This window comes from Streptococcus sp. cx1, from assembly GCF_052384325.1.
In the GTDB taxonomy this organism is placed as follows: domain Bacteria; phylum Bacillota; class Bacilli; order Lactobacillales; family Streptococcaceae; genus Streptococcus; species Streptococcus salivarius_G.
In genome coordinates, this window is the sequence record NZ_JBQSUN010000004.1 from 52,321 (window position 1) to 65,961 (window position 13,641).

The following is a 13,641-nucleotide window of genomic DNA, read 5'->3' on the forward strand; positions in this document are numbered from 1 at the left end:
GAGAGACTAATGGCTCATATTACATTTGATTATTCAAAAGTTTTGGATAAATTTGTAGCACCACACGAAGTGGACAACCTTCAAGCACAAGTAACAGTAGCAGACGAAATGATTCGCAAAGGAACTGGCCCAGGGGCAGACTTCCTTGGATGGCGTGACCTTCCAGAAAACTACGATCGTGAAGAATTTGATCGTATCTTAAAAGCTGCTGAAAAAATCAAAGAAGAAAGCGATGTTTTGGTTGTTATCGGTATCGGTGGTTCTTACCTTGGTGCCAAAGCAGCCATTGACTTCTTGAATCATCACTTTGCTAACCTTCAAACAAAAGAAGAACGCAAAGCCCCACAAATCGTTTACGCTGGTAACTCAATTTCATCAACTTATCTTGCAGACTTGCTTGAGTATGTTGAAAATAAAGACTTCTCAGTTAACGTTATCTCTAAATCAGGTACAACAACTGAACCAGCTATCGCTTTCCGTGTTTTCAAGGAACTCCTTGTTAAGAAATACGGTCAAGAAGAAGCAAACAAACGTATCTACGCAACAACTGACCGCCAAAAAGGTGCAGTTAAAGTTGAAGCAGATGCTAACGGTTGGGAAACTTTCGTTGTTCCAGATGACATCGGTGGACGTTTCTCAGTATTGACAGCTGTAGGTCTCTTGCCAATCGCAGCTTCAGGTGCTGATATCAAAGCCCTTATGGAAGGTGCTAACGCTGCACGTAAAGAGTACTCTTCATCTAAAATCTCTGAAAATGAAGCTTACCAATACGCTGCACTTCGTAATATCCTTTACCGTAAAGGTTACACAACTGAAATCTTGGCTAACTACGAACCATCACTTCAATACTTCTCAGAATGGTGGAAACAATTGGCTGGTGAATCTGAAGGTAAAGACCAAAGAGGTATCTACCCAACATCAGCAAACTTCTCAACAGACTTGCACTCTCTTGGACAATTTATCCAAGAAGGTACACGTAACCTCTTTGAGACAGTTGTTCGTGTGGAAAAACCACGTAAGAACGTGATTATCCCTGAATTGGAAGAAGATCTTGATGGACTTGGTTACCTCCAAGGTAAAGATGTTGACTTTGTTAACAAAAAAGCAACAGACGGTGTTCTTCTTGCACACACAGATGGTGATGTGCCAAATATGTTCATCACTCTTCCTGAACAAGATGCCTTTACATTAGGTTACATCATCTACTTCTTTGAAATTGCTATCGCCCTTTCAGGTTACTTGAATGCTATCAACCCATTCGACCAACCAGGTGTAGAAGCATACAAGAAAAACATGTTCGCCCTTCTTGGTAAACCAGGATTTGAAGAACTTGGAGCAGAACTTAACGCTCGCTTGTAATTCTCAGATAAGATCAGCTTTGGCTGGTCTTTTTTTATCCATTTGTAGGCTAAACCCTCCATTAATGATTTCTTGTAGGTTAATTTACGAATTTTTATTTTAAATGTTTTGGACTGGCTAGTTGGGCTTTGTGGCTCTTTAATTTAGAAATGATTGTTGTTATAATTAGTTCAAGCATAGGAGGATGGATCATGATTGGACCTGTGGAAATGGGTGCTTTGTTGAAAAAAATTCGTTTATCAAAGAATTTGACATTGAAAGAACTTGCTAGTGATTATTTATCAGTATCTTTCCTATCAAAATTTGAACGTGGAGAATCTGATATCTCATTATCTAGATTTTTTCTTTTGTTAGATAAATTGGATGTCAGTATTGAAGAGTTCTATGGTATTTTATCTCAAGATAATCCAACTCATACTGAAAAGTTATTAGAAAGTGCTAGTAAGGCTTATTATCAAAACGATAGTTTATTGTTACAGAAGTACGCTGGAGAAGAGCGTCATAAATTTGAGCTCACACAAGACAAATCATTTCTCTATAACAGTATTATGCTAGAATCTTTTTTGGTAAGTGTTTCAAATAAAGAAGTTGATGAAAATAAGGTAAGGGAATTAACAGACTATCTTTTTAGCATTGAACAATGGGGAAAAAGAGAGTTAATCATATTAGGAAATAGTATGTCGTTTATTTCCACCCAGACACTTAATGTTTTGACCAAGGAGATCGTGTATAGAACTAGCCTTTTTGGAAAGAGCGACTCAAATCAAAGAATTCGACTTAGTCTTCTTATTAATGCAGCTTATGAATTTTTACGGCGTGATGAATTAGATTTTGCGAAATACTACTTAGATTTAGTCAATGATAGTGGAATTCCTGAGGTCCTCTTATATGAAAGACATGAGTTGATATTTGTAATGGGAACCTACTTGATAAAGTCAGGTGAAGTTACTGAAGGGAGAAGTCTAATTGAGGGGTGTTTAGAAACTCTTAGGACTTTAGGTGCGGAAAATTTATTGCTTACTAAGGAATCAGAGTATCAAGAGTTGCTAAATTCCACTATATGACAATTTTATAGAGTGAATTAAAAAATAGAATAAACTAAAACCATAGTACAATATCACTATGGTTTTTAATTTTCAATGGATATATGGAGTTCCAATGTCTTCAATTTATCCAACTGACTAAATACCAAGGTGATTTAGATTGTGAGGAAATCTATGAGAACCTATATTCTTAAATACAAATATGAAAATTTAGTTCATATCTTACTGTTAGCGTTGAATGCTGCTATTTTCGTGAGTGCTTCGGTAACCTTGGCTTTAATGACGAATCAGCTGGTATCGAAGCGAATCCAATCCTTTTTAGCTTTATTAGGTTTAGAGGTAGGGCTTTACGTTGTTTATTTAGTTTTAAATTATATTATTGCTGTAAATCAAACAAAACTAATTCAGAAAATGACTTTGTCTATTCGTCAGTCTTATCTTAGTAAAATTATTCACCATTCTTTTAGTGAATTCAGAAAGAGAGATATTGGAGAGCATCTCTCTGTATTAAATAATGATATCCAATTGATTGAATCAAATGGCTTTACAAGTATTTATACCTTTTGTTCAACAGTATTCACTACTTTGTTTTCAATTATTGCCTTATTAAGTTATGATGTAAGAATTGTTCTGTTAGCCATTTTTTTAACTTTGTGTCTGACCTATCTTCCCAAACCATTTACCAATAAAATGCAGAAATCAATGGAGAAATTTTCCCAAGCGAATGAAGAGCTTGTTTCTGGAGTAAGCGATCAGTTATATGGATATGCGGATGTTTATTATGCCAGTCGTAAACAGATATTTCTTAGACAAGTGAGGTCCATTGTTGAGGAATATATTGTACAAAAAATTATTTTTACAAAAAGAAATACTAGCACAGAGACGCTGATGGCTTTATTTTCAGTTGCCGCTCAGATGTTGATACTTCTTCTAACTGGCTTGTTAATTATTTTTGGAAATATTGCCGTAGGTACCATTGCTTCTGTGGGTCAGATATCAGGTAATATTTTTAACTCTCTATCTACCATTAATCAGCTGCAAGTGACAATTAAGTCTGTCGATCCTATCTTAAAAAAATTTCACGATTTTCCAGAGGAACCAAAGACTTGCATAGCGACTATTCAGGATGTTCGTTTTGAGAATGTAAGTTATCATTTTGGAGAGAAGGGTATTATTGAGGGATTCACCCAAACCTTTAAAAAAGGAGGAAAGTACGCTATTACTGGATGCTCAGGTAGTGGGAAGTCTACCCTGCTTAATATGCTCCTAGGAAATCTTAAAGATTATGAGGGAAAAATCTTGTTTGGGAAATTGGAGTTAAAAGAGATTGATGAGAACTCAATCGTATCTAATTGTGCCTATGTTGGGAGTCAAACTCATATCTATAATGATACCTTGAGGAATAATCTAACTCTTTGGAATGATGCTATTACTGATACGCACATCAAGGAAGTTCTTGAAAGGGTTAATCTTTTATCTTTTTTAAGTCGTATAGATGAGCAAGTAAGCGACGGTAGCTTTTCGGAGGGCCAAAAACAAAGAATAGGCCTGATAAGAGCATTTTTAAAAGGATGTTCTGTTGTGATTTTTGATGAAGCCACTGCAAATCTTGACCATAATAATGCTACTCGTATTGAGCACCTTTTATTAAGTGATCCTAATATCACTTATATCACGGTTACCCACCATCTTATAAAGGAAAATGAACCATATTTTGATGAGATTATTCGTTTGGGAGAGGGCACTGAGTAAATGTTTCATAAGATAAATGCTTAGGATTTATTTCAATTTTACTAACGGCAGTCAAAGTGCTATAATGTAGGGGATTGTGAATTTAGCAAATTCTGCTATTTTCAAAAAAGAAAAAACAAATCAGAGATGCAAATCTCTTAGAAGAGGTGAATCCCATGGGACGTAAATGGGCTAATATCGTTGCTAAGAAAACTGCTAAAGATGGTGCAAACTCAAAGGTGTACGCTAAGTTTGGTGTTGAAATCTATGTAGCTGCTAAACAAGGTGAACCAGATCCAGAATCAAACTCAGCTTTGAAATTTGTTTTGGATCGTGCTAAACAAGCGCAAGTACCAAAACACGTTATTGATAAGGCCATTGATAAGGCTAAAGGTAACACAGATGAAACTTTCGTTGAAGGACGTTATGAAGGGTTTGGGCCAAATGGTTCTATGATCATCGTAGATACTTTGACTTCAAACGTTAATCGTACAGCTGCTAACGTACGTACTGCCTTTGGTAAAAATGGCGGTAACATGGGTGCATCAGGTTCTGTTTCATACATGTTTGATAAAAAAGGTGTTATCGTTTTTGCAGGTGAAGATGCAGATGCAATCTTTGAACAATTGCTTGAAGCTGATGTGGAAGTTGAAGATGTAGAAGCAGAAGATGGTACTATCACTGTTTATACTGAGCCAACAGATCTTCATAAAGCGTTGGAAGCTCTCCGTGCTAACGGACAAGAAGAGTTCCAAGTGACTGAACTTGAAATGATTCCACAAACTGAGGTTACTCTTGAAGGTGAAGACCTTGAAGTTTTCGAAGGACTTATTGATGCCCTTGAAGCAGACGATGATGTTCAAAAGGTTTATCACAACGTAGCGGATATGTAATCTCATTCAACACTTTCCATCGTGAGGAAAGTGTTTTTGTGTGGTCTGTCTAAGGATTTGTCTTGCTTGTCCTGACTTAATCTGATATAGTAGTAGCTAAGTGAATTATTGGAGGAATACGAAATATGAATATGATGCTAGTTTTGGCCATTTATGTGGTCGCCATTGTTGCTTATGTGGCTTTCAGCCGTCGTCGCCAAGCAAAGGCACAGGAAGACCGTTTTGCAGGCCTTGCTAAGGGTGCTGAAGTTGAAACAATCGGTGGTTTGATTGCTATTGTTGATGAGATTGACAAAGAGAATAACCGTATCGTTTTGGATGCAGAAGGTGTCTTCTTGACTTTTGATTTGAGTCGTTCAATCATGAAAGTGATCACACCAGCACCAACTACAGAAACAGCAGAAACAACTAAAAAGACAATTATCGAAGAAGATTCAGCAATTGAGTCTTCTGATGAAAACTAAGTTGTATATATTAGACTAGGTTAAATCCTAGTCTTTTTGCGTTTTCTAATCTTATCGGTATTAAAAGCTGTTCAGAACCCCTGAAAATGTGGTAAAATAAAGGGTAAACTATATTTAGAGGATATTCCATGTTTAAATTTAGAAAAAAATCTCATCAAGAGGTTCTAGACAATATTCCCAACCATATTGGTATTATTATGGATGGAAATGGCCGTTGGGCTAAAAAGCGTCTACAACCACGTGTGATGGGGCATAAGGCTGGGATGGACGCCTTGCAAAAGGTAACTATCGAAGCATCACAACTTGGAGTTAAGGTATTGACAGTATATGCCTTCTCAACTGAAAACTGGTCACGCCCACAAGATGAAGTGAAATTCATCATGAATTTGCCAGTTGAATTTTTTAACAAGTATGTACCAGAATTAGACAAAAACAATGTTCGTATTTTGACAATCGGAGATAACAGTCGTCTGCCTAAGGAAACCTTAGATGCTCTTGAAAAGGCAGTTGAGCAGACAAAACATAATTCCGGTTTGGTTCTTAACTTTGCACTGAACTATGGTGGTCGTGCGGAGATTGTATCTGCAGTTCAAGCGATTGCTAAAGAGGTTGAAGCAGGCAAACTCAGTCCTGAAGCTATTGATGAAGATCTCATTGCTAAGCATTTGATGACGGATAAATTGCCTTACCTCTACCGTGATCCAGATTTGATTATCCGTACGAGTGGCGAGCTTCGTCTAAGTAATTTCTTGCCTTGGCAATCTGCCTATAGTGAGTTTTACTTTACAGATGTTTTCTGGCCAGATTTTGACCAGCAAGGGCTACGTCAAGCCATCTCTGACTACAATAAACGTCACCGTCGTTTCGGTGGTGTCTAGAAAGGACCTCTCATGCAAGAACGTTTAATTGGTGGGGGTGTGGCAGCAGCCATTTTCCTCCCATTGCTCTTTATCGGTGGTCTTCCTTTCCAACTTTTGGTTGGAGCCATGGCCATGGTTGCAGTGTCTGAGATGCTTCGCATGAAGCACTTGGAGATTTTCTCTATCGAGGGTATTTTATCAATGGTGGCAGCCTTTATCTTGGCTGTGCCGATTGATCAGTATTTTATCAGTCTTCCAACAAATGCTAGTGTGACAGGTTTTGCTGTTATTTCATTTTTGATTCTAGCAGGGACTGTCCTTAATAGCGACCACTATTCTTTTGATGATGCAGCTTATCCAATCGCATCTGCCTTTTATGTTGGTTTTGGTTTCCAAAATCTCATTGCGGCACGTTTGGATAGTTGGGAAAAAGTTCTCTTTGCCCTTTTTATTGTTTGGGCAACAGATATTGGAGCTTACCTTTTTGGTCGTCAATTTGGTCAGAATAAGCTATTGCCGAAAGTATCGCCAAATAAGACTATTGAAGGTAGTGTCGGTGGTATCTTATCCGCAATCATTGTGGCTCTTATCTTTGGTTTGATTAACCACGGCGTTTATGCCCCTCACAACTTCTTCTGGTTGCTTATCTGTACGATTCTCTTTAGTATCTTTGGTCAATTTGGTGATTTGGTTGAATCAGCTATTAAACGTCACTTTGGCGTTAAAGACTCAAGCAATCTCATTCCTGGGCATGGTGGTATTTTGGACCGTTGCGATAGCTGGATCTTCGTTTTCCCAATCATGCACTTCCTAGGACTTTTTTAAGAGTGGAGGTGTCTAGATGAAAGCTATTATTACCTTTTTACTGATTTTCTGTGTGATTGTCGTCTTCCATGAGTTTGGTCATTTCTTTTTCGCCAAACGCTCAGGAATTTTGGTTCGTGAATTTGCCATTGGTATGGGACCGAAAATTTTTGCACACACTGGTAAGGATGGTACCGTTTATACTATCCGTATCCTCCCTTTAGGTGGTTATGTCCGTATGGCTGGTTGGGGTGAAGATACAACTGAGATTAAAACAGGTAGCCCTGCCAGTCTAACGATTGGATCAGATGGTAAGGTAAGACGTATCAACCTTTCGGATCGCCAGATTGATCAGACGGCTTTACCTATGAACGTCACTGCCTATGATTTGGAGGATAAGTTAACCATTACAGGTCTAGTCCTAGATGAGACCAAGACCTATGAGGTTGATCATGATGCCACTATCGTTGAGGAGGATGGTACAGAACTTCGTATCGCTCCTAAGGATGTCCAATATCAAAATGCAAGCATTTGGGGACGTTTAATTACCAACTTTGCTGGTCCTATGAATAACTTCATTCTTGGGGTGCTTGTCTTTATTATCTTAGCCTTTGTTCAAGGAGGTGTTCAAGATACATCGACCAACCGTATCCAGGTAGCCGATGGAGGCGCTGCTCAGGTGGCAGGCTTGAAAAATGGTGATGCCATCGAGGCTATCAATAAGGACAAGGTTACTGATTGGGACAGCTTGAAGGAAGCATTGACAGAGAATACCCAAAAATTCTCCAAAAGTGATAGCCTTTCTGTGACAGTTAAGAGAAGTAACGGTCAGGAAGAAACAATCTCTGTTAAACCTCAGGAGAACCAAGGTAGCTACTTTTTGGGTGTTTCTCCTGCTTTAAAAACAGGTCTTAAAGATAAGATTTTTGGTGGTTTCCAAATGGCTTGGGAAGGGGCCTTCAAAATTCTCGTAGCACTTAAGGGGCTTATCACCAACTTTAGTTTGAATAAACTTGGTGGACCGGTTGCTATGTTCCAGATGTCTGCCCAGGCTTCAGAAAATGGCTTGATTTCCATTCTTAACCTTATGGGGATGCTCTCAATTAACTTGGGAATTTTCAATCTTATCCCAATTCCAGCCCTTGACGGTGGAAAAATTGTTATGAATATTATTGAAGCCATTCGTCGTAAACCACTTAATCAAGAAATTGAAAGCTATATTACACTTGCAGGTGTTGCTATCATGGTTGTTCTTATGATTGCAGTTACTTGGAATGATATTATGCGTGCTTTCTTTTAATTAGAAACAAAGAAACGAAAGGAAGTCTAAGGGACTTGAGCCAAGGGCCAGCCTCCTTAGTATGTAAATGATGAAACAAAGTAAAATGTTGATTCCAACACTTCGTGAAATGCCAAGTGATGCTCAAGTTATCAGTCATGCCCTTATGGTACGTGCGGGTTACGTGCGTCAGGTTTCTGCTGGTATTTATGCTTATATGCCATTGGCAAATCGTGCTATCGAGAAATTCAAAACCATCATGCGTGAGGAGTTTGAAAAAATCGGTGCGGTTGAAATGTTGGCGCCAGCGCTTTTGACAGCAGATTTGTGGCGTGAGTCAGGCCGTTATGAAACTTACGGTGAAGACCTTTATAAACTTAAAAACCGTGATAAATCTGACTTTATCCTCGGTCCAACTCACGAAGAAACGTTTACAGCCTTGGTTCGTGATGCAGTTAAATCATACAAACAATTACCACTTAATCTCTACCAAATCCAATCAAAATACCGTGATGAAAAACGTCCTCGTAACGGTCTTCTTCGTACACGTGAATTTATCATGAAGGATGCTTATAGTTTCCACCAAAACTATGAAGATTTGGATGTAACCTATGAAGACTACCGTAAAGCTTATGAGGCTATCTTTACACGTGCTGGCCTTGAATTTAAGGGAATCATCGGTGATGGTGGTGCCATGGGTGGTAAGGATTCTCAAGAATTTATGGCGGTCACTCCTGAGCGTACAGATCTCAACCGTTGGGTAGTTCTTGATAAGTCAATTGCTTCATTGGATGAGATTCCAGAAGATGTCATGGAAGAAATCAAGAAAGAATTGACATCATGGTTGGTATCTGGTGAAGATACAATTGCCTACTCTACAGAGTCAGGCTATGCAGCTAACCTTGAGATGGCAACAAACGCCTACACACCAGCGACTAAGGTTGTGACTCAAGAAGAAGTGGCTCGTGTTGAAACACCAGATTGCAAGTCAATTGATGAAGTTGCTGCTTTCTTGAATGTTCCAGAAGAACAAACCATCAAGACTTTACTTTTCATCGCTGATGATGAACCAGTAGTGGCTCTTCTCGTCGGTAATGATCAGGTTAACGATGTGAAGTTGAAAAACTACCTTGCTGCTGATTTCCTCGAACCAGCTACGGAAGATGAAGCACGTCAAGTCTTTGGTGCTAACTTCGGTTCCCTTGGTCCAGTTAACCTTCCTGAAAATGTTCGCATCGTTGCGGACCGTAAGGTTCAAGATGTGGCTAATGCGGTTGTTGGAGCTAACGAAGATGGTTACCACTTGACAGGGGTTAACCCAGAGCGTGACTTCAAGGCAGAATACGTTGATATTCGTGAAGTTAAAGAGGGTGAAATTTCTCCAGACGGTCAAGGTGTCCTTCAGTTTGCGCGTGGTATCGAGATTGGTCATATCTTTAAACTTGGGACACGTTACTCTGAAAGTATGGGTGCTAACGTTCTTGATGAAAATGGCCGTGCTGTTCCAATTATCATGGGATGTTACGGTATCGGTGTTAGCCGTATCTTGTCAGCTGTGATTGAACAACATGCCCGTCTCTTTGTTAACAAGACACCAAAAGGTCAGTACCGCTATGCATGGGGAATTAACTTCCCTAAAGAATTGGCTCCGTATGATGTTCACTTGATTACAGTTAACACTAAGGATGAGGAAGCCAATGCTTTGACAGAACGTTTAGAAGCTGCTCTTATGGCTGAAGGCTATGATGTCTTGACAGATGATCGTAATGAGCGTGTTGGTTCTAAATTCTCTGACAGTGACCTTATCGGACTTCCAATTCGTGTGACAGTTGGTAAAAAAGCCAGCGAAGGTGTTGTCGAAGTTAAAATCAAGGCAACTGGTGATACTATTGAAGTTAATGCCGATAACTTGATTGAAACACTTGCTATCTTAACAACCGAACAAGATGCTTAATCTAAAAAATCTTTTCTTGCAGGAGCAGGAAGAGATTTTTCTTTTGCAGTGACAATGATAAATTGAGAGAAAAGAGAGTAAATTCCAATTTGACAGAATTGTCTAAATAGTGTAAACTTAAAACTATCATAACTACGGAGGCATCACATGCTTAACAAAGCGACCCATTTGGGAAATCTTAAAGCTTTTTATTACTTTAGTTTCTTTAGATAGGACGTTTGTGTTTCAGGATACAAGCGTCAGTCAGTTTGTATCTATGAAGCTAAAGCATTTTGTGATGGATTAGCCGATTAGATGAATAGGTCTAACCGGTGACATAAGCTAGCCTGTGCTAGTCAAGATGCATAAAACCAGTTGGGCCTGTCCTAACTGGTTTTTTTCATACCGTGGTCTATTTTTAATTTTCTTTTGACTCTATCATCTCGGAAAAAAGATGACAGAAAATTGGAAATAGATAGAATAAAAAATAGAGGTATACAAGATGAAGAAATTCTTGGTCAGTATGATGGCTGTTATTACAGCTGTCCTCTTGGTAGCATGTTCCAATGCTTCTAATAAAGATTTGGTTCACGTCGGTGTGCTCCAATATGTGGAACATCCTTCCTTGTCAGCGACACGTAAAGGGTTCATTGAAGAACTCAAAGAGGAAGGTTATGTCGACGGTAAGAACATCAAAATCGATTATCAGAATGCACAAGGAGATCAGTCTAACTTGCAGACGATTTCTCAGTCGCTTATTGAAGATAATGATGTCATGTTAGCTATCGCAACCCCAGCAGCCCAGTCTTTGAGTAGTTTGACAAAGGACAAGCCAATTCTCTTTACAGCTGTCACAGATCCAGTTTCAGCTAAATTGGTTAAGTCTATGGACAATGTTGGAGGAAATGTGACAGGGACAAGCGACATGTCACCAATCAACAAACAAGTCGAGTTGTTGAAAAAGGTCCTTCCAAACACTAAAAAAGTTGGGATTATGTACACGACCAGCGAGCGTAACTCAGAAGTTCAGGTTGAAGAAGCCAAGAAATACTTCAAGGAAGCTGGTATTGAAACGGTTATCAAAGGAATTTCATCAACCAATGATATCCAAGACACAGCCAAGAGCTTGATGAGTCAAACCGAAGTGATTTTCATCCCAACTGATAATACTATTGTTAGTGCTATTAATACCTTGGTAGATCTTTCTAAAGAGACTAAGGTTCCAGTTGTTGGTAGTGACGCTGGTAGTGTAGAAAAAGGTGTCCTGTTCACTTATGGAACTAACTATGAAGCGCTTGGACGTCAAACAGGTAAGTTGGCAGGCCGTGTTCTCCGAGGTGAGAAGGTCAAGGATGTCGATGCCGAGTATCCTAAAACCCTAAATGTTGTGGTTAACCATGACATGGCTAAAGAACTTGGTATTGATGTTTCTAGCATTAGTGACGAGGAATCTAAAGCATCAACACAAGATGACAAACCAATTGCTAAAAAAGATAAGGGTGTCATTAAGCTTAAGGTCAATAAGTCTTCTAAAAAAGGATTTTCAAATGTGGTGCTAACAGCCATTTCTCAGGGACTCCTCTGGGCTATTATGGCTATCGGGGTCTTCATTACCTTCCGTATTTTGGACCTTGCTGATTTGACAGCTGAGGGGGCCTTCCCACTTGGTGCTGCTACGACAACTATCATGATTATCCGTGGGATCAACCCAATCTTTGCGACTCTAGGTGGTTTTGTAGCTGGTATGCTTGCTGGAGCTGTGTCTGGCTTTATGCATACGAAAATGAAGATACCAGCACTCTTAACAGGGATTATTACCTTAACAGGGCTCTATTCAGTTAACCTTTTGGTTCTTGGAAGTGCCAATGTCTCTCTTTCAGGCCACAACACGCTGGTGACTATGGTGATGGATCTTGGTCTATCTAAGCTGAATGGTGTGATTCTATTAGGACTGATTTTTGTTAGTCTGGTAGTACTTATGTTGGTTGTTCTCCTTAATACACAGGTTGGACTTGCTCTTCGTGCAACAGGTGATAACCTTGCCATGGGTGAAGCTAATGGTATCAAGGTTGACCGTATGAAGATTCTTGGCTACATGATTTCCAATGGTTTGATTGCCCTATCAGGTGCCCTCCTAGCTCAAAACAATGGCTATGCGGATATGAATATGGGTACTGGTACAATCGTAAATGGCTTGGCTGCAATCATCTTGGCTGAGGTTATCGTCAAGTATCTACCACTTGGCAAACGCCTCTGGTCAATTGTCGTAGGTGCTGTTCTCTACCGTTTGGTCTTGGTTATTATCCTTGCCATGAACGTTGATGCTCAAATGTTGAAATTGGCTTCAGCCATCTTGCTTGCTATCATCCTTTATGTGCCAGAAGTACGACAAAAATTGAAAATCAGACCTAACAAATCCTTGACTCCAGGAGGTGACAAGTAATGGCTTTACTTAGTTTACAACAGATTCATAAAACCTTTGAAAAAGGCACAGTCAATGAAAATCACGTCCTTCGTGGTTTGGATCTCGACATTGAGCAGGGAGATTTTATCTCTGTCATTGGGGGAAATGGTGCTGGTAAATCAACCTTGATGAATTCAATTGCTGGTGTTCTTAGTATTGATGAGGGGGATATCTTGTTGGAGGGGCAATCTATTAAGAAAGCATCTGTAGATGAGCGCTCTAAAGACATTAGTCGTGTTTTCCAAGATCCTCGAATGGGGACAGCGACAAACCTTTCTATCGAAGAAAATATGGCGATTGCCTATCGTCGTGGTAAGAAACGTAGCTTTTTTAAAAAGTCTATCACTGAAAGCGAACGTCAAGTCTTCAAGGAAGCCTTGGTAGATCTTGGTCTTGGTCTTGAGAATCGTATGAAGACTGATGCTAATTTCTTGTCAGGTGGACAACGTCAGGCCTTGACACTTGCTATGGCAACCTTGGTGCGTCCAAAAATCTTGCTTTTGGATGAACATACAGCAGCCCTAGATCCTAAGACAAGTGATATGGTCATGAATTTGACACGTAAGATCGTTGAAGAACAAGAATTGACAACCCTTATGATTACCCATAATATGGAACATGCTATCGAATATGGGAACCGTCTAGTCATGCTCTATCACGGAAAAATCGTCGTCGATGTGCGAGGTGAGGAAAAGAAAAACCTCACTGTTGCAGAACTTATGGACCTCTTCCACAAAAATAGTGGACAAGTCCTCAATGACGATGCCTTGGTGCTCGGTTAATAAACAAAAAAAGAAACTATCCAAAGTTC

At 39.4% G+C, this 13,641-nt stretch carries 11 protein-coding genes; all 11 read left to right on the forward strand.

Annotated features, from left to right (window positions below):
* Positions 1 to 9 precede the first annotated feature (9 nt).
* The 11 genes from ACT170_RS06390 to ACT170_RS06440 all read left to right on the forward strand — a co-directional run bounded on the left by ACT170_RS06390 (position 10) and on the right by ACT170_RS06440 (position 13,612).
* Positions 10 to 1,359, forward strand: a complete 1,350-nt coding sequence (locus tag ACT170_RS06390; RefSeq protein WP_013989986.1) for a glucose-6-phosphate isomerase — start codon at positions 10 to 12, stop codon at positions 1,357 to 1,359.
* Positions 1,360 to 1,550: 191 nt separating this feature from the next.
* A complete protein-coding gene (locus tag ACT170_RS06395) occupies positions 1,551 to 2,423 on the forward strand; it encodes a helix-turn-helix domain-containing protein (protein WP_371490340.1) in 873 nt (290 codons plus the stop codon).
* A gap of 153 nt (positions 2,424 to 2,576) precedes the next feature.
* On the forward strand, positions 2,577 to 4,154 hold the full coding sequence (locus ACT170_RS06400) for an ATP-binding cassette domain-containing protein (RefSeq protein ID WP_444818136.1): 1,578 nt from the start codon (positions 2,577 to 2,579) through the stop codon (positions 4,152 to 4,154).
* A gap of 155 nt (positions 4,155 to 4,309) precedes the next feature.
* Positions 4,310 to 5,026, forward strand: coding sequence for a YebC/PmpR family DNA-binding transcriptional regulator (locus ACT170_RS06405; RefSeq protein WP_049545128.1), 717 nt, complete (start codon positions 4,310 to 4,312; stop codon positions 5,024 to 5,026).
* A 125-nt stretch (positions 5,027 to 5,151) separates the two neighbouring features.
* Positions 5,152 to 5,490 carry a preprotein translocase subunit YajC gene (locus tag ACT170_RS06410; RefSeq protein WP_002889798.1) on the forward strand — a complete coding sequence of 113 codons (339 nt, stop codon included), beginning with the start codon at positions 5,152 to 5,154 and terminating at the stop codon, positions 5,488 to 5,490.
* A gap of 128 nt (positions 5,491 to 5,618) precedes the next feature.
* Positions 5,619 to 6,368, forward strand: coding sequence for an isoprenyl transferase (locus tag ACT170_RS06415; protein WP_002886457.1), 750 nt, complete (start codon positions 5,619 to 5,621; stop codon positions 6,366 to 6,368).
* 12 nt (positions 6,369 to 6,380) lie between these two features.
* Entirely contained in the window at positions 6,381 to 7,175 is a 795-nt protein-coding gene (locus ACT170_RS06420) for a phosphatidate cytidylyltransferase (protein ID WP_179968621.1), read from the forward strand.
* 16 nt (positions 7,176 to 7,191) lie between these two features.
* Positions 7,192 to 8,454, forward strand: coding sequence for a M50 family metallopeptidase (locus ACT170_RS06425; protein WP_444818137.1), 1,263 nt, complete (start codon positions 7,192 to 7,194; stop codon positions 8,452 to 8,454).
* Between the two features lie 70 nt (positions 8,455 to 8,524).
* Positions 8,525 to 10,387, forward strand: coding sequence for a proline--tRNA ligase (locus ACT170_RS06430; RefSeq protein ID WP_105257733.1), 1,863 nt, complete (start codon positions 8,525 to 8,527; stop codon positions 10,385 to 10,387).
* Between the two features lie 481 nt (positions 10,388 to 10,868).
* The gene (locus ACT170_RS06435) at positions 10,869 to 12,809 is read left to right on the forward strand and encodes an ABC transporter substrate binding protein (protein ID WP_002883690.1); all 1,941 of its coding nucleotides are present in this window, start codon (positions 10,869 to 10,871) and stop codon (positions 12,807 to 12,809) included.
* Positions 12,809 to 13,612 carry an ABC transporter ATP-binding protein gene (locus tag ACT170_RS06440; protein ID WP_002883592.1) on the forward strand — a complete coding sequence of 268 codons (804 nt, stop codon included), beginning with the start codon at positions 12,809 to 12,811 and terminating at the stop codon, positions 13,610 to 13,612. The genes ACT170_RS06435 and ACT170_RS06440 overlap by 1 nt, the downstream gene beginning before the upstream one ends.
* The last annotated feature ends 29 nt before the right edge of the window (positions 13,613 to 13,641 follow it).

Coding starts and splice junctions, on each gene's coding strand:
- ACT170_RS06390 (WP_013989986.1), top strand. CDS start 10: ATGGCTCATATTACATTTGATTATTCAAAAGTTTTGGATAAATTTGTA.
- ACT170_RS06395 (WP_371490340.1), top strand. CDS start 1,551: ATGATTGGACCTGTGGAAATGGGTGCTTTGTTGAAAAAAATTCGTTTA.
- ACT170_RS06400 (WP_444818136.1), top strand. CDS start 2,577: ATGAGAACCTATATTCTTAAATACAAATATGAAAATTTAGTTCATATC.
- ACT170_RS06405 (WP_049545128.1), top strand. CDS start 4,310: ATGGGACGTAAATGGGCTAATATCGTTGCTAAGAAAACTGCTAAAGAT.
- ACT170_RS06410 (WP_002889798.1), top strand. CDS start 5,152: ATGAATATGATGCTAGTTTTGGCCATTTATGTGGTCGCCATTGTTGCT.
- ACT170_RS06415 (WP_002886457.1), top strand. CDS start 5,619: ATGTTTAAATTTAGAAAAAAATCTCATCAAGAGGTTCTAGACAATATT.
- ACT170_RS06420 (WP_179968621.1), top strand. CDS start 6,381: ATGCAAGAACGTTTAATTGGTGGGGGTGTGGCAGCAGCCATTTTCCTC.
- ACT170_RS06425 (WP_444818137.1), top strand. CDS start 7,192: ATGAAAGCTATTATTACCTTTTTACTGATTTTCTGTGTGATTGTCGTC.
- ACT170_RS06430 (WP_105257733.1), top strand. CDS start 8,525: ATGAAACAAAGTAAAATGTTGATTCCAACACTTCGTGAAATGCCAAGT.
- ACT170_RS06435 (WP_002883690.1), top strand. CDS start 10,869: ATGAAGAAATTCTTGGTCAGTATGATGGCTGTTATTACAGCTGTCCTC.
- ACT170_RS06440 (WP_002883592.1), top strand. CDS start 12,809: ATGGCTTTACTTAGTTTACAACAGATTCATAAAACCTTTGAAAAAGGC.